Source organism: Streptomyces sp. Root1310 (assembly GCF_001426425.1).
In the GTDB taxonomy this organism is placed as follows: Bacteria; Actinomycetota; Actinomycetes; order Streptomycetales; family Streptomycetaceae; genus Streptomyces.
This window is the reverse complement of sequence record NZ_LMEQ01000012.1, coordinates 463,046-479,254: the sequence shown is the minus strand read 5'-3', so window position 1 is coordinate 479,254 and position 16,209 is coordinate 463,046. Positions and strand designations below refer to the sequence as shown.

General features: G+C 71.3%; 13 protein-coding genes. 6 read left to right on the top strand and 7 right to left on the bottom strand.

The window, feature by feature from the left end; genetic code table 11:
• Positions 1-176: 176 nt before the first annotated feature.
• From ASD48_RS20335 to ASD48_RS20325, 3 genes are all read left to right on the top strand, one after another.
• Positions 177-1,157: a glycosyltransferase family 2 protein gene (locus ASD48_RS20335; RefSeq protein WP_057603048.1), complete on the top strand. Its 981-nt coding sequence runs from the start codon at positions 177-179 to the stop codon at positions 1,155-1,157.
• Positions 1,157-2,509 (top strand): polysialyltransferase family glycosyltransferase, encoded by a 1,353-nt coding sequence (locus ASD48_RS20330; RefSeq protein WP_057603046.1) that lies wholly within the window; start codon positions 1,157-1,159, stop codon positions 2,507-2,509. Before ASD48_RS20335 ends, ASD48_RS20330 begins: the two co-directional genes overlap by 1 nt.
• Before the next feature lie 390 nt (positions 2,510-2,899).
• Positions 2,900-4,048, top strand: a complete 1,149-nt coding sequence (locus ASD48_RS20325) for an acyltransferase (RefSeq protein WP_199875881.1) — start codon at positions 2,900-2,902, stop codon at positions 4,046-4,048.
• A gap of 93 nt (positions 4,049-4,141) precedes the next feature.
• On the opposite strand, the gene ASD48_RS20320 is transcribed toward ASD48_RS20325, so the two are convergent.
• Both ASD48_RS20320 and ASD48_RS20315 read right to left on the bottom strand, forming a co-directional pair.
• Positions 4,142-5,482 (bottom strand): polysialyltransferase family glycosyltransferase, encoded by a 1,341-nt coding sequence (locus ASD48_RS20320; protein WP_057603045.1) that lies wholly within the window; start codon positions 5,480-5,482, stop codon positions 4,142-4,144.
• Positions 5,479-6,462 carry a glycosyltransferase family 2 protein gene (locus ASD48_RS20315; protein ID WP_079073871.1) on the bottom strand — a complete coding sequence of 328 codons (984 nt, stop codon included), beginning with the start codon at positions 6,460-6,462 and terminating at the stop codon, positions 5,479-5,481. The genes ASD48_RS20320 and ASD48_RS20315 overlap by 4 nt, the downstream gene beginning before the upstream one ends.
• Before the next feature lie 206 nt (positions 6,463-6,668).
• Between ASD48_RS20315 and ASD48_RS20310 the strand changes: the two genes are divergently transcribed.
• The gene (locus ASD48_RS20310) at positions 6,669-8,405 is read left to right on the top strand and encodes a hypothetical protein (RefSeq protein ID WP_057603043.1); all 1,737 of its coding nucleotides are present in this window, start codon (positions 6,669-6,671) and stop codon (positions 8,403-8,405) included.
• 81 nt (positions 8,406-8,486) lie between these two features.
• On the opposite strand, the gene ASD48_RS20305 is transcribed toward ASD48_RS20310, so the two are convergent.
• From ASD48_RS20305 to ASD48_RS20290, 4 genes are all read right to left on the bottom strand, one after another.
• A complete protein-coding gene (locus tag ASD48_RS20305; protein ID WP_057603041.1) occupies positions 8,487-9,755 on the bottom strand; it encodes an NAD(P)/FAD-dependent oxidoreductase in 1,269 nt (422 codons plus the stop codon).
• The gene (locus ASD48_RS20300; RefSeq protein ID WP_242432665.1) at positions 9,752-10,273 is read right to left on the bottom strand and encodes a GtrA family protein; all 522 of its coding nucleotides are present in this window, start codon (positions 10,271-10,273) and stop codon (positions 9,752-9,754) included. The genes ASD48_RS20305 and ASD48_RS20300 overlap by 4 nt, the downstream gene beginning before the upstream one ends.
• A complete protein-coding gene (locus ASD48_RS20295; RefSeq protein ID WP_199875879.1) occupies positions 10,263-11,288 on the bottom strand; it encodes a glycosyltransferase family 2 protein in 1,026 nt (341 codons plus the stop codon). Before ASD48_RS20295 ends, ASD48_RS20300 begins: the two co-directional genes overlap by 11 nt.
• A 119-nt stretch (positions 11,289-11,407) precedes the next feature.
• Positions 11,408-12,058 carry a TetR/AcrR family transcriptional regulator C-terminal domain-containing protein gene (locus ASD48_RS20290; RefSeq protein WP_057603037.1) on the bottom strand — a complete coding sequence of 217 codons (651 nt, stop codon included), beginning with the start codon at positions 12,056-12,058 and terminating at the stop codon, positions 11,408-11,410.
• Between the two features lie 76 nt (positions 12,059-12,134).
• Between ASD48_RS20290 and ASD48_RS20285 the strand changes: the two genes are divergently transcribed.
• Positions 12,135-13,472 carry an FAD-dependent monooxygenase gene (locus ASD48_RS20285; RefSeq protein ID WP_057603035.1) on the top strand — a complete coding sequence of 446 codons (1,338 nt, stop codon included), beginning with the start codon at positions 12,135-12,137 and terminating at the stop codon, positions 13,470-13,472.
• Between the two features lie 63 nt (positions 13,473-13,535).
• Here ASD48_RS20285 and ASD48_RS20280 read toward each other — a convergent pair whose 3' ends face one another.
• Complete coding sequence (locus ASD48_RS20280) at positions 13,536-15,116, bottom strand: methylmalonyl-CoA mutase family protein (RefSeq protein WP_057603033.1); 1,581 nt, start codon at positions 15,114-15,116, stop codon at positions 13,536-13,538.
• Between the two features lie 244 nt (positions 15,117-15,360).
• Between ASD48_RS20280 and ASD48_RS20275 the strand changes: the two genes are divergently transcribed.
• The gene (locus ASD48_RS20275; protein WP_107104356.1) at positions 15,361-16,191 is read left to right on the top strand and encodes a L,D-transpeptidase family protein; all 831 of its coding nucleotides are present in this window, start codon (positions 15,361-15,363) and stop codon (positions 16,189-16,191) included.
• Positions 16,192-16,209 lie beyond the last annotated feature (18 nt).

Below are 16,209 nucleotides of genomic sequence, written 5' to 3'. Positions count from 1 at the left end.
AGCCAGGCTTTGCCCAATCACCCCTCAACAAAAAGTTAACAGCGGGCCACCGAACGCCCAACCGGCCCGCCGATGAAACCAAAGCGCGGGGGGTGCACCATTCCGACACATCGAGTTCACCCCCCGTCTCCACACCGGCAAGTTCTGCCGCCGGGTGTCCTTCTAGGGTTTCGCGGGTGCCCAAGCTTTCCGTGATCGTGCCGTTCTACAACGTTCAGCAATACGCGCCCGACACCCTGACGAGCCTGCGTTCGAACGCACGCGAGGATTTCGAGTTCATCCTGGTCGACGACTGTTCGACCGACACGACCTCGGAAATCCTCACGCGTGCGGAACGAGAACTGCCGGGCGCGGTGTTGGTCAGACACGAAAAGAACGGAGGGCTGGCGACCGCGAGAAACACCGGCATCGACAAGGCGCGCGGCGACTATCTGACTTTCCTGGACGGCGACGACTGGCTCGCGCCCGGATACTTTCCCCGGCTTCTCGCCTCCATCGAGCAGCTGGGGTGCGACTTCGTCCGCACCGACCATGTGCAGTGCACCGCGCGGGCCCGGAGCATCCACCGCGTGCCGCACGGCCGGCGCGGGACGGTGATGAACCCGCGGGAGGCGATCCTGCCCGCGGACCGGTCGACGTCGGTGGACTACGCCTACGCCTGGGCCGGGATCTACCACCGCCGTCTCGTCGACCGCGGGCTGCTGCACTTCACCGACGGGCTGCGGACGGCCGAGGACCGGCCCTGGATCTGGAGGCTCCACCGGGAGGCCGACACCTTCGCCGTGGTGGGGCTGCTGGGCGTCCACTACCGGCGCGGGGTGGCCTCTTCCCTCACCCAGATCGGCGATGTGCGGCAACTGGACTTCATCCGCGCCTTCGACCAGGTGATCGAGGAGACGGCGCGGGACGCCGAGGGCGGGAAACTGCTGCCCAAGGCGGTGCGCACCTATTGCGCGATCATGACGCATCACCTCGGCTCGATCGAGAGGTTCGAACCCGCCGTGGCACGGAAACTGCGCTCCCTGTGCGCCGCCGCCCTGAAGCGCATGCCGCAGGACGTGCTGGCGGAGGTCATGGACTCGATGGACGTACGGCGGGCGAGTGCGCTGCGGCGGGTGCGGCGCAGGCCGGTGGCGGCACGGACGGTGGCCCTCTGATGCCGCGTACGACCCGGATCTTCTGCGTCTCGACCCTGTACGGCGCCGCGACCCTGGCCGCGGCCCTCGACGCCGGGCTCTTCGAACCGACCGACCGGCGGCTGCTGCTCGTCACCAACAACGCGGTCAACCCGGAGATCACGCCGTCCGTGGACGCCATGCCGGGTTTCGCCCGGATCCGTGAGCGCTTCGACGAGGTGCTGTCCTGGAACGAGACCATCGCCCCCTTCCACCCCGGCGGCTGGGGCCCCCGCAGGGACGACATCCCGATGTGGGAGCGGTACGTACGGCTGCTGTGGGACCTCGGTGACGACGAGGTCCACCTGGCCGTGGAGTCCATCCAGGTCAATCCGGCGCTGGCGCTGTGCCAGTTGTTCACCGGCGCGCCCGTCGACGCCTACGCCGACGGTCTGATGAGCTACGGCCCCACGCGCGACAAGATCGACCCGCTGGTCGGGACCCGGGTCGGCCGGCTGCTGCACCTCGATCTGGTGCCGGGCCTCACCCCCCTGCTGCTCACCGAGTTCGGCGTGCCGCCGGCGCTGGTTCCGTCCGAGGCGTTCCTCAAGGTGCTGGGCGAACTGGCGGAGGAGGAAACCGGGTTGCCCGGCGCCGAGGAGCAACCGGTCCTGCTGCTCGGGCAGTACCTGTCGGCGCTCGGCATTCTCGACGACGCCGAGGAGGAGGAGCTGCATCTGGGCATGGTGCGCGGCGCCGTGGCGCTCGGGCACCGCAGGCTCGTCTTCAAGCCGCACCCCGTGGCACCCGCCCGCTGGTCCCGGCTGCTGGAGGACGAGGCGAGGAAGCTGGGCGCCGAACTCTGCGTTCTCGACCGGCCCGTCCTCGCGGAGGTCGCCTACCAACGGCTGCGGCCCGCCCTGGTCGTCGGCTGCTTCTCCACCGCGCTGCTCACCGCCGCCGGTCTGTACGGTCTCCCGGTCGCCCGGGTCGGCACCGGCACCGTGCTGGCCGGGCTCGCGCCCTACCAGAACAGCAACCGGGTGCCGCTCACCATCGTCGACGCGCTGCTGCCGGACCTGGCGGACGGGCCCGCGGTGCAGGCGTGGGCCATGCCGCGGGCGGCGCGGGTGGCGGAGCTGGCCGCGCTCCTCAAGGCCGTCGGCTTCGCGATGCAGCCCAAGATCTACCCGGGGCTGCGGGCCGAGGCGGAGCGCTACCTCTCCGCGCACCTCGGCCCGCGCACCTGGCGCTACTTCACGCGCCGGCGGCTGGTCTCACTGGCCCTTCCCGGTGCCGTCCCGGGCCGCCTCGCCTTCATTCCGCGCAACGCCACCGTCCGCCGCCTGGCGCGCCGGGCGCGGGCCTTGAAGCGGGCGACCGGCAAACGGTAGCGGCCGCGTCTGCGGACGCCGGACGGGTCCCCGGGTGCCGGACGGGTCTGCGGACGCCGGACGCGTCCCCGGGTGCCGGCCGCGTCTGCGGACGCCGGACGCGTCCCCGGGTGCCGGTCGCGTCTCCGGACCGCCGGTCACCCCCGCGACGGGGCGGGCGCTCCTCCGGTCTCGCGGGCGCTCCTCCGGCGGGGCCGCCACTCGGCGACCGGAAACACGACATACCGGGACAGGTGTTCATCCGATGGTCATTCTTGCGCCGCCGGTGAGTCAGCCGTCACTCATCCCGGACTTGTCGGAGCTGCATAGCGTGCCGTCGTCGAGTCGACGGCCATGGCCGTCGTCCCGCACGACGGAACACCCCTCACGACCCCCACGGAAGGTCCCAGGATGAGCGCGGCTGACCAGGCGGCGGCACCGGCCCCGACACCGGCACTCCGGCTGAACCTTCTCGGCCCCGACCGGGCGCCGCTCCGGCCCCGGGCGGAGAGCCGGCTGCGGGCCCTGGACGGGCTGCGCCTGCTGGCGGCCCTGATGGTCTGCTTCTACCACTACGCCGGCAAGAACGGCGAGGTCGCCCAGTCCTGGCACCAGTCCCCCGGCCAGAAGTTCCCGACGCTGTCGCAGTTCGCCACCTACGGCAGCCTGGGCGTGCAGTTCTTCTTCCTGATCAGCGGGTTCGTGATCTGTATGAGCAGCTGGGGCCGGAGCACGGGGGACTTCTTCCGCTCCCGGGTGGCCCGGCTGTACCCGGCGTACTGGGCGGCGATCGTCCTGGTCACCGCCGCGGGCCTGATCCTGCCGGTGGTGGCCTCGCCGCTGCGCTCGGACGAGATCCTCACCAACCTCACCATGCTTCAGCAGCCGATGGGCGTGCCCCGGGTGCTGGGCGTGGACTGGACGCTCTGGGTGGAGGTGCGTTTCTACGCCCTGTTCGCGCTGTTCGTGGTCTGGCGGGGCGTCACCTACCGCAGGGTCGTGGTGTTCTGCTGCCTGTGGACGCTGGCCGGTGTCTTCGCCCGGGTCGCCGACAACCCGCTGACCGACGAGCTGGTGATGCGTGACCACGCCCCGTACTTCATCGGCGGCCTGGCCTTCTACCTGATCCACCGCTTCGGCAACGACCTGCTGCTGTGGGGGATCGTCGGCTTCAGCTTCCTGCTCGGCCAGCGCTACTCGGTCACGGCCCTGTGGCACCCCGGCCCGCAGGGCCAGTTCCACCGCAGTCCGTACGTCATCCAGCTGATCGTCCTCGTCGCCTTCGTCGCCGTCGCCGCGGTGGCCCTGGGCTGGACGAGCCGGGCGAACTGGCGCTGGCTGACGGTGGCCGGGGCGCTGACGTACCCCTTCTACCTGATCCACGAGCACCTGGGCTGGTTCTTCATCCGGGTGCTGCACCGCGACCTCGGTCTGAACGCGTGGCTGACGTTCGGCACGACGATCGTGTCCATGCTGGGCATCGCCTGGCTCCTCCACCGTTTCGTGGAGAGGCCGGTCGGGCCCCGGCTGAAGCGGGCACTCGCCGTGCGGCGGGCTTGAGCGGCCGGGCGGCGCCGCGGTGGGCCGTAAGGCGTCCGCGGCACCGAAGTAGCCGGTCGCGCGGTTCCCCGCGCCCCTGTGGGACGCGGGGTCCTACGCCCGCAGCCGGCGCACCGCGCGGCGTACCGCCGGGTGGCGGCGCAGCGCCTCGGCCCGGATCGGGTCGCCGCCGGGGAGGCGGAGGCTGGTGAGGCGGCGGCGCTTGAAGTAGCGCTGGTACGGGGACCCTTCGGCGAGATTCGCGGCGAGCCAGGTGACCGCCTCGGCGCGCAGGCCGTGGTACTTGCGGGACTGCATGCAGTAGCCCACGGCCCGGATCAGCGGCGTCAGTTCCCCGGCCGCCCCCGCGAGTTCGAGCGGGGCGCCGAGCTCCGCGTGTTCCGCGTCGGGCAACGCCCTGTCGATGACGGTCAGCGGGACGCGGTTGCTGTTCTCGTACGGGGTGATGCGTTCCAGGAGCAGCTCCGTGCCGACCCGGGCGACGGGAATGCCGTAGAAGGCGGCGGCGGTCATCAGCGCCGTGGAGAAGCAGCCGATGACGAGCTCGGGCTTCAGGAAGGCGAAGACCGTTTCGGCGAGGATCGGTTCGTCCAGGACGGTGAGCCGCACGCCGAGTTCGCCGGCGGCCGCCTCCAGGGACCGGCTGTAGACGGCGGGCGCGCTCGGGTGCGGTTTGAACAGCACGTCCCGGTGGCCCGCGCGGGCGGCGGCCCGCAGCATGCGGACGTGCAGCCGCTCCTCCTCGTCCTGGGTGATCAGATCGATCGCGGAGAGGTACTGGCCGAGGAGCACGGCGGTGGCCCGGTGACCGGCCGGGAGCCGGTCGGCGAGGACGGCGGCACCGGACTCGCCGATCTGCGCGAGGACGTCGACCATCGCCTCGCCCGGCACCGCCTCGGGCCGGACGCCGTACTCGGACAGGAGCATCGGCCGCAGTCCGGGCACCAGGTCGAGGTGGAGCACGCGGGTGATGCGGCTGCTCATGCCGTGCGGGATGCGGTTGCGGGTCGGGCCGTAGCTCATCAGCCCGTCCGCGTACACGTGGATCGGGCTGTCCGCGAAGATGTCGGCGATCGCGCGGGAGGGGTTGGCCTGGAGGGACTCGCAGGCGATCTCGACCGGTTCGTCGCCCAGCTCCCAGGCGAGGCGTACGGCCTTCTCCCAGAGCCCGGTGTCCTGGGCGCGCGGCGACCAGCCGGCCGGGTGGTGCGGGGAGATGAACTCGTTCCAGGAGTACACCTGGTCGAACACGGGGCGCAGCTTCTCGAAGCCGGCCATCCGGTCCAGCGGGGTGCCGACCTCGGGCGCGGCGGCGGTGTTGCTGACGACGAGGATGCGGCGGACGCCCTCGCGCGGGCCGAACAGGCCGGCCCGGATCGCGGCGGTGACGGTCGCGGCCGCGTACTGGGTGGCCGAGCAGAACATCTGGATCATGCCGCCACCCCCTGCATACCGCCGCGGACCCGGCGCAGCACCTGTACACGTTCCTCGCCCATCCCCACCACGGCCTCGCTCAGTTCCTCCTCGCTCATCGCGCCCAGCGCCTCGGCGGCGAGCCGCTTCAGCTTCGCGGCGACACTGCGCTCGAACCGGCGCCGGTCGATCAGCTGGTGGGCGATGACGACGCAGAAGTTGCGCAGCGCCTTCCCGCGCAGCCGGTCGGCCTCGGGATCGCCGGCGAGTTCGGCGAGGACGAGGTCGAAGGAGCGGAAGAAGTCCAGCTGGCGCACGTCGCCGATCTGGGTGAGCGAACTGGCGATGCCCCGGCGGTAGAAGACCCCGTGCAGGCTGGCGACGACGTAGGACTCCGCCCTGCGGTGCAGGTCCCAGATCCACGGCCGGTCCTCGGCGGTGCGCAGCCCGTCGTGGAAGCGGAGCATCCCCCGGTCGAGGAGGCGGCGGTGGTAGACGCCGGCCCAGGCGTACGGATAGTCGACCATCGTGGTGTCGTCGACGGGCAGGATCGAGGTACGCGGGTCGAGCGGGGTGTGGCGGCGGCCCTCGGGCGCCCGGTGAACGGCGCGCTCGACACCGGTGACCTGCACATGGTCCGTGCGTACGAAGTCGACGTCGAACCGCTCGGCGACGTCCACCAGTCGGGCCAGATGGCCGGGTGCCAGCCAGTCGTCGCCGTCGAGGAAGGTGAGGTAGCGGCCTTCGGCGACGTCGATGCCGGTGTTGCGCGCGGTGGCCAGTCCGCCGTTGTGCTCGTGTCGGATCACCCGGCTGTTCCCCAGCCGCTCCGTCAGGGCGAGGAGCGCTTCGTAGGTCCTGTCCTTGGTGGATCTGTCCTCGACGAAGATGAACTCGAAGTCGTCCCGCGCGTTGTTGACCAGACTGGTCACCGTCTCGGGCAGATATGACTCGATGTTGTAGCAGGGGACGACGACGGACAGGGTCGGTGTGTTGGCCACGTGTGCGCACCTGGATTCTCAGCGGAAAGTCAAGTGATCCTAAGAAAGCAGGATCACCTTCCGCGTGTCCCGTCGCCGACTCCCCGGTGAATTCGGCGTGACATCCGGACCGGGTGGGGAAATGGCGGATGAAGAACGGGTGAGCCCGGCGCCTCCCCTTTTCATCACCCCGTGTTCTCGCGGAATTCGATGCTACGTTCGCGCACGTGACCGACATATCCACCGCACCTCCGCCCGCCGCGCGGCGCGGGCGGAGTCCGCACGGACCGGCATCGCGTCGGCTGCGCCTCGCCTCTCCCGCGGGGTGGACCACCGCCCTCACCACCGTCGCGCTGCTGATCTACACGACCCTCACCGCCGGTGTCTTTCTCGACATCCGCTATGTGCTCGCCGCCCTGCGGACGACCGGGGCGAGCGGGCTCTCCCCGTCCGAGATATTCGCCCACCGGCCCTTTTTCTACCGGTGGCTGCTCGACGGTCTGGACTCCGTGACCGGCGGCCCGGACGCGGTGCGCGAGGCCCTTCTGCGGCTCATCGGCCTCGCCCTGTGCGCGACCGCCGGTCTGCTGCTGCACCGGACGCTGCGCCGCCGTATGCCCGAGCGGGACGCGCTGCTCGTCTCGGGCCTGACCGCCCTCACCCTGGCCTTCGCGCCCGTCATCGACTACCTGCAGCCGGAGTGGTTCGCGCTCGTCTTCGCGACGGCCGGCGTCGCCGCCGCGCTCGGCGTCCGCGGCCGCTGGCAGGCCGCCGCGCTCGGCGCGCTGCCGTTCGGTCTCGCCGTGCTGATGAAGTTCTCCACCGCCGGCACCGCCGCGATGGCGCTCCTCGTGGTCTTCGCCGTGGACCGGGTCCGGGGCCTGCTGCTCGCCGCCGCGACCGCCGTCGGCACCGGGCTGCTGTTCGCGGTCAGCGCCTGGTCGGGCTCGCGCGAGCTCCAGTGGCTGCGCGACATGCCGCACATCAACGCGCACGCGCTGGGCAAGGACCCGATCGTCGTCCCGGATCTGCTTCTGCGGACCGCCGACTACCTGGGCGACCGGATCGCGTTGACGCCGGTGCTCGCCCTGCTGCCCGGTGCGCTGCTGCTGTTCGCCGCCACCCTGCCGTCGCGCCGGCAGCGCGTCGAGGCCGTGTTCGTCACGCTGCTGCTCCTGGTCGTCGGCCTGGCCGTCGTGGTCTACCAGGGCAACTGGTTCGCCTACCACGGCGAGAGCCTGCCGGTGGTGGCCGCGGCCCTGACCGCGCTCGCGATCGGCCGCTGGTACGGCGCCCACGGCAGGCCTCCGCTGTGCCTCACCGTGCTCGCCCTTCTGTACGGGGCGCTGGCCCCGCTCCTCGCCCTCGTCCGTGCCGACGTCGACACGGACGTCGTCGCGTGGCTCGCGTCGGCGGCGGCTCTGCTCGCCGGGGTGGTGGACCTGCTGCGGGCGCGGGCACCGCGTCCGCGCGCCCTCCGTGTCCCGGTCGCCCTGCCGGTCCTCGCGCTCGTCGTGTGCCTGGCCGCGACCGTGTGGCCGCTGTCCGGGGTGCGGGTGATCGAGGGGCGGATCGTCACGACCAACGCGGAGCTCAAGGAACAGGCGCGGTCGGCCGCGGCGGCGGCCCGGCAGGTGGACGCCGAACTCCCGGACGGTGTGCCGGTCCTGTATCTGACCTTCGGTCAGCAGGCCTACTACATCGGCCACCCGACCGCCTGCCGGTACCCCTTCCCCACCTTCTTCAATGTGCCCGAGCAGCTCACCGAGGTGCCCTCGCTGGAGTCGACCCGGGAGAACGTCCGCTGCGTCACGCAGGAGCACCCGGCCGCCTACGCCGTCTACCAGCCCAGCTGGCTGTCGCTGGGCATCATCGACCCGCGGATCGCCGCCGACATCCGCAGGGCGTACCAGTGCCCCAGGCCGGAGGGGCGGCAGCTCGTGGTGTGCACCGCGCGCCGCTGAGGCGGGTACCGCGCGCAGGGACGGCCCCGGCGGCGAACTCCCCGCCGGGGCCGTCCCTGTGCGCTGCGGGCGGCGGGCCGGTCAGGCGACGCCCGCGATCCGCGCCGCCTTGTGCCCCAGCTCCACCGAGTAGCTCTGCCCCCGGTCCTGCGGGTAGATCTGCGCCATCGTCGCGAGTGTCACCCCGCCGAGATGGGTCTCGTGGCCGGGGATCAGCGCCTTGTACTCGGGCGTGACCACGGGCTGGGCGAAGGGCGCCCGCGAGAAGTGCCAGTCCTGGATCCAGGAGCGGTCGAACTCCGGGTTCACCCGCTTGAGCCACGGCAGGAACCGCTCCAGCAGCTCGGCCGGCTCGGTGGTGAAACGCCAGTCGTCGCGCTCGACGTAGTTGCCCACGTAGAGGATGTGCCGCCCCCCGTACCGCGCCGGGTCGATCATCTGCGTGTGCTCGACGACGGCCAGGAAGGGGAAGTCGGGCTCGTTGATGTTGAGCCAGTAGTACGGGATGGCGCTGCGGTCCAGCTCCAGGACGAAGCAGGTGGCGCCCAGGTACTGGTTGCGCCAGACGGCGTCGTCGGCCGGGGCGTCGGCGGCCTTGGCGAAGGCGGGCTGCGGAGTGGTGACGATCAGGTGGTCGAAGGCGTACGAGGAGCCGTCGGCGGTGCGCACGGTGACCTGCCCGTCGCCGCCGTCCCGGCGGATCGTCTCCATCCGCCTGCCGAACTCGACCTTGCCGCCGCGTTCCGCGATCCGGTCCGCGAGCGCCGCGTACACGCGCTCGAACCCGCCGTCCAGGTAGCCGAGTTCGAAGGTGCGGCAGTGGACCCGCGCCCACAGCCAGGCCATCGACACCCGGTCGGCGCGGTCACCGAACTTCCCGCGCAGCAGGGGCTCCCAGACGGCCTCGGTGGCGCGCCGCCCGGCCCACTTGCGCAGCCAGCTCAGGGCCGTGCGGTCGGTGAACCGCTCCCCGTCGCGCACGACCTTCAGCCACGCCGACGACAGACCGAAGCGGACACCGGCGGGCAGGCCGTACAGCGGGGAGGTCAGCATCTCCAGCGGCGTGCTGAACGGGTGGATCCGGCCGCCCCGGAAGACGCCGGTGGTGGTCTTGTGGAAGCGCAGGTCGCCCCCCAGACCCAGCTCCTCGATCAGCTCGATCATCTGGCGGTCGCTGCGGAAGATGTGGTGGTAGTAGCGCTCCAGCGGCACTCCCCCGACGGGGAGGGACGCGGCGAGCCCGCCGAGTTCGTCGGCGGCCTCCAGGACGGTGACCGCGTGGCCCTGCTTGACCGCGTCGTACGCGGCGGTGAGGCCGGTCGCTCCCGCGCCGATGACGCCGAGGTTCATGCGAAACTCCACTTTCTGTTGAGCGCGAACTGGAAGCCCAGCACCAACGGCAGCGAGCCGGCCTTCACCAGGTTCGGATCGACGCCGAGCCCCCGGGAGAACACCGCGAGCAGGACGAACGTCAGGGCGATTCCGGTCAGGCCGACGGCGTAGAAGCGCAGATAGCGCAGCAGCAGACGGTCCCGCTTGCCGAAGGTGAACAGGGCGTTAAGGACGAAGTTGTTGGTGATGCCGAGGCTGGTGGAGAGCACGTTGGCGACCTGCTCGTGCAGGCCGGCCACGTTGTAGAGCAGCAGGAACGCGCCCAGGTCGAGGAGGACGCCGCTGCCGCCGACCAGCGCGTAGGTGATCAGCTGCCGGAGGTCGCGGGTGCGGGGGCGGGCGCGGGCGCGAGGGCGGGTACGGGTGCCGGTGTCGGTGCCCTGCGGGGTGTCGGTGCCCTGCGGGGTGTCGCCGCCGGCCGGGGCACCGGTGCCGGTGCGGGCACCGGCCGCCCGCACCACGTCCTCAGTGGCCATGGCCGGTGCCGACACCGCCGGCCTCCGAGTGGTGCGAGATGACCTGCCGCACGGTGTACAGGGGCCGCCCCTGCACCTCGTTGTACGTCCGTCCGATGTAGCTGCCCAGCACGCCGAGGGACAGCATCTGCACACCGCCCATGAACAGCACGACGACCATCAGCATCGTCCAGCCGGAGACCGTGATCTCGGGCCGCAGCACCTTCATGCCGAGCGCGTAGCAGATGCCGACGAGGGAGAGCGCGAGCACCGCGAAACCCAGCTTGGTGATCATCCGCAGGGGCGCGGTGGAGAAGCCTGTCAGGCCGTCGACGGCGAGCCGCGCCATCTTGCGCAGCGGGTACTTCGTCTCGCCGGCGAACCGCTCGTCGCGGTCGAAGTGGACCTCGCTCTGCCGGAAGCCCATCGAGGCGACCATGCCGCGCACGAACCGGCTGCGCTCCCGGAAGCGTCGCAGCTCTTCGGCGGCGCGTCGGTCCATCAGCCGGAAGTCGCCGGTGTCCAGCGGGATGTCCACCTCGGTGGAGGACCGCAGCAGACGGTAGTAGGCGTGCGCGGTGGCCCGCTTGAAGAGCGTGTCCTGACGGCTGCGCCGACGGGCGTGCACGATCTCCGCGCCGTCCCGCCAGGCGTCGATCAGCCGGAGGCTGACCTTCGGCGGATCCTGGAGGTCGGTGTCCATGACGATCACGGCGTCGCCGCGCGCCTCGTCGATACCGGCCGTGATGGCCATCTGGTGGCCGAAGTTGCGCGCGAAGTCGACGACCCGGACGCGCCGGTCGTTCTTCGCGATGTCTTCCAGGATGAGCGAGGTGCCGTCGGTGGAGCCGTCGTCGACGTACACCAACTCGAAGGTGTACTCGGGGCGTTCGCGCAGTGCCGCCACGAGCTCCTCGTGGAAGTGGCGGATCCCGTCCTGTTCGTTGAAGACGGGCAGTACATAAGAGACGAGTGCGGCGCCACCCCGCTGACGGGGCACGCGGGACTCCTGCACCCGGCTGGATATGTCAGGCATTCGGCGAAACTAGGTGCGCGATGTGAACGCGGTGAGAACGCGCGATGAGTGGCGCAATGCGGTGAACCGACGGACGGATCCGGCGCGCGGGCTACGGCCGACGGGCCTTGGAACGGGGCCTACCGCACGCCGTACCGGGCGGCGATTCCGGCCACGATGATCTCCAGCCCCTCCTCGAACTGCCGGTCGTAGTCCTGGAAGAGCTCCGCGCCCGCCTTCGCCGACAGCGGGAACTCGGCGAGCAGCCGGGCGCGTTCCGCCACGTCGAACCCCTCGCGCCGCTCGTCCGGCCGCGGGTACACGCCCTGTTCCTCGATGACGAATCCGACGGTGTACGCGTACGCGGTCGAGGAGGCCCGTACGGCGTCGGCGAGGGTGAAGCCGGCCGCCGTGAACAGGCGCAGGTTCTCCTCCATCTGCACCGCGTGGTCGGTGCCGGTGAACCGGGAGCCGCTGAAGACCCGCGCGCCGTCGCGGTAGGCGAGCAGCGCCGCGCGCAGCCCGTGGTGGGCCTTGCGCGTCCGGTCCTGCCAGGTGTCGGCGGGGTCGAGCGCCGTGCCCGCGACCATCCGCCGGAACATCTCGGTCGCCATCTCGTCCAGCAGGGCCTGTTTGTCCTTGAAGTGCCAGTACAGGGCGGGTGCCTTGACATCCAGCTCCCGGGCGATGGCGCGCAGGGTCAGCCCGTCGAGACCGGCCTCGTCGAGCAGTCTGAGCGCGGTGTCCGCCACCCGCTTGCGGTCGAGGGGGGCGCGTCGTTCGGTACTCACACTTGACAGCTTAACGCCGTTAAGGCCATCCTCGTCAACGACGGCACTTAACAGCGTTAAGGAGACTTGCGTGGATATGAACGTGGACGTCCTGGTCATTGGCGCGGGCCCCACCGGCCTCGCCCTCGGCATCGACCTGGCCCGGCGCGGAGTGCGCGCGCTGGTGGCGGAACGCGGCGAGACCCTCGCCCCCGGCTCCCGCGGCAAGGGCCTCCAGCCGCGCACGATGGAGGTCTACGAGGATCTCGGCGTCCTCGACGAGATCCTCGCCGCCGGTGGCGCGTACCCGGTGGGCATGGTCTGGGCGGCCGGCGAGCAGGTCGGCGAGCACGCGATGTTCGACCCGATGGAGGACGGCGAGGAGGGCTGCCGCTTCACCACCCCATGGATGGTCCCCCAGTGGCGCAACCAGGAGATCCTGCTGGGACGGCTGACGGAGCTGGGCGGAACCGTGGCCTTCGGCCGTGAGGTGGTGCGGCTCGACCAGGACGGCGAGGGCGTGACGGCGCACTTCGCGTCCGGCGAGCCGGTCCGCGCCCGGTACGCCGTCGCCGCGGACGGCGGCCGCTCGGCGGTGCGCCGCGCGCTGGGCATCGAGATGCGGGGCGAGACCCTCGACCCGGACGCGGCCCTGGTGGCGGACGTGCGGATCCCGGATCTGGACCGGACGTGGTGGCATCTGTTCCCGCCGAGCGGGCCGGACTCGGGCTTCCTCGCACTGTGCCCGCTGGCCGGGACGGACCACTTCCAGCTGGTGGCGCGGCTCCCCGGCGGGACGGCTCCGGATCTGTCCCCGGAGGGCGTCCGCAAGCTGGTCTCGGAGCGCACCCACCTCGCGCCCGGGGCGGTGACGGAGCTCTTGTGGGCGTCCGACTTCCGCCCGCGCGCCGCCCTGGCGGACCGCTTCCGCGAGGGACGGATCTTCCTGGCCGGGGACGCGGCGCACGTCCACTCCCCGGCCGGCGGCCAGGGTCTGAACACCAGCGTCCAGGACGCGTACAACCTGGGCTGGAAGCTGGGCGCCGTGCTGGGCGGGCGGGCGCCGGAAGCCCTGCTGGACACCTACGAGGAGGAGCGCCGCCCGGTCGCCGAGCATGTGCTCGGCCTCTCCACCGCGATCCATCGGGACGAGGCGAGGCGCGGTGCGTCGACCCGGCAACTGGGCCTGAACTACCGGCACTCGTCACTCAGCGAGGAGACCCGGGAGAACCCCGGTCCGCTGTCCGCCGGCGACCGCGTACCGGACCTGACGGTCGACGGCGTCCGTCTCTTCGACCGGCTCAGGGGCCCGGACTGGACCCTGCTGACCCTGCCGGACGGCGTGTTCCTGGTCCGCCCGGACGGCTATGTGGGCTGGGCGGGCGCCACGGAGGACGGCCTCGCCTCCTACCGCGCACGGGTCGGCCTCGGCTAGTCGCCGCCGAGGCCGTCGAGGAGCGGGTCGGGGTATTGCCGTCGAGCAAGGGAATTGCCCGGCTCAGAACGCGTCCGAGGGCACGTACGTCCCCCAGACCCCCCGGAGGGCGTCGCACACCTCGCCGACCGTCGCCCGGGCGCGCAGCGCGTCCTTCATCGGGTACAGGACGTTGTCCTCGCCCTCGGCGGCCTTCTTCAGGGCGTCCAGGGCCGCGTCCACCGCCGCCTGGTCGCGCTCGGCCCGCAGCTTCGCGAGCCGCTCGGCCTGCTGGGCCTCGATGGCCGGGTCGACGCGGAGCGGCTCGTAGGGCTCCTCCGTGTCGAGCTGGTAGCGGTTGACGCCGACCACGACCCGCTCGCCGGAGTCGGTCTCCTGCGCGATCCGGTAGGCGGAGCGTTCGATCTCGGACTTCTGGAAGCCGTGCTCGATGGCGGCGACCGCGCCGCCGAGGTCCTCGACCTTCTTCATCAGCTCGACGGCCGCCGCCTCCACGTCGTCGGTCATCTTCTCGACGACGTAGGAGCCCGCGAAGGGGTCGACGGTCGCGGTCACGTCCGTCTCGTAGGCGAGCACCTGCTGGGTGCGCAGGGCGAGACGCGCGCTCTTGTCCGTGGGCAGCGCGATCGCCTCGTCGAAGGAGTTCGTGTGCAGGGACTGGGTGCCGCCGAGGACCGCCGCCAGGCCCTGGACGGCGACCCGGACCAGGTTCACCTCCGGCTGCTGGGCCGTCAGCTGGACGCCGGCCGTCTGCGTGTGGAAGCGGAGCATCAGCGACTTGGGGTTCTTCGCGCCGAACTCCTCCCGCATCACCCGCGCCCAGATCCGGCGCGCGGCCCGGAACTTCGCGACCTCTTCGAGGATCGTCGTGCGGGCCACGAAGAAGAAGGACAGGCGGGGCGCGAAGTCGTCCACGTCCATCCCCGCCGCCACCGCCGTACGCACGTACTCGATGCCGTCCGCCAGGGTGAAGGCGATCTCCTGCGCCGGGGACGCGCCCGCCTCCGCCATGTGGTAGCCGGAGATCGAGATCGTGTTCCACTTCGGGATCTCGGCCTTGCAGTACTTGAAGATGTCGGCGATCAGCCGGAGCGAGGGCTTGGGCGGGAAGATGTACGTGCCGCGCGCGATGTACTCCTTCAGCACGTCGTTCTGGATCGTGCCGGTGAGCCGGTCGGCCGGGACGCCCTGCTCCTCGCCGACCAGCTGGTACATGAGGAGCAGCAGGGCCGCGGGGGCGTTGATCGTCATCGAGGTCGACACCTTGTCCAGCGGGATCCCGCCGAACAGCACCCGCATGTCCTCGACCGAGTCGATGGCCACGCCCACCTTGCCGACCTCGCCGCTCGCGATCGGCGCGTCGGAGTCGTGGCCCATCTGCGTGGGCAGGTCGAAGGCGACCGACAGGCCCATCGTGCCGTTGGCGATCAGCTGCTGGTAGCGGGCGTTGGACTCCACGGCCGTGCCGAAGCCCGCGTACTGGCGCATGGTCCAGGGGCGGCCGGTGTACATCGACGGGTAGACGCCCCGGGTGAAGGGGTACTTGCCCGGCTCGCCCAGTTGCCCGGCCGGGTCCCAGCCCGCCAGGTCCTCCGGCCCGTACACCGGCTCGATGGGCAGTCCGGACTCCGACTCACGCGTCATGGGTGTGATGCCTCCCGCTGAGCAATACCCGCTGCTTCGACCACTCGGGTCACCTACCGGTCACCTGTCCGACCGGCCCGCAGGTTACCCGCCAGTACGGTCCGATCGTCCGACGGACTGTATCGGCACGCGCGCAGCCGGTGCAGGGGACCACGCTGGGACCTTCCTCACAGACTGTTCGCGGTGCCGGTCACCACAATGCCGGTCCGTTCGCGGGGCGTCATCCCGGGGGAACATCTCAGGCATGCGGATGCGGAGATCGATCGCCGTCCTGACCGGCACGGCGGCTCTGGTGACGGTGTGCGGCTGTAGCGTGCAGGCCCCCGACCGGGACGGAACGGCTCGGGCGCCCGTGCCCTCCGACGTCGGCCGGACGGCCTCGGCGCCGGCGAGGACCACCACCGACGACAGGCCGAGCGCCCCGGCCACCGGCGCCCCGCCTCCCGCTGTCCTGTGGTCGCGCGGCGACAAGGGACGCGACGTCCGCGAGCTCCAGGCCCGGCTGCGCCAGATCGCCTGGCTCTTCGAGGGGCCGACGGGAACGTACGGCGAGGTCACCGAGGAGGCAGTGAAGGGCTTCCAGGGCAAGCGCGGGCTGCCGGTGACGGGGCGGACGGACACCGTCACCTGGCAGCGGCTGCTGAGGATGACCCGTGAACCCGGGCAGTGGGAGCTGTACGCGATGGGCGGCCAGCCGGCCGCCGCGCCCGATCCCCGCTGCCTGTCCGGACGGGTGCTGTGCATCGACAAGACGACCAGGACCCTGCGCTGGATGGTCGACGGCCGGACCCTGACGACGGTGTCGGTCCGCTTCGGCTCGCAGTACACGCCCACCCGGGAGGGCGTGTTCCACGTCTACTGGAAGTCCCGCGACCATGTGTCCACGCTCTACCACTCGCCGATGCCGTACGCGATGTTCTTCAGCGGCGGGCAGGCGGTGCACTACTCGTCCGACTTCGCCGCCCGCGGCTACGCGGGGGCCTCGCACGGATGCGTCAACGTGCGGGACGAGACGGCGATCGCGAGTCTCTTCGCGCAGGTCAGGAACGGCGACAAGGTCGTCGTGTCCTGGTGAGCGCGGCGGCGCGAGCGA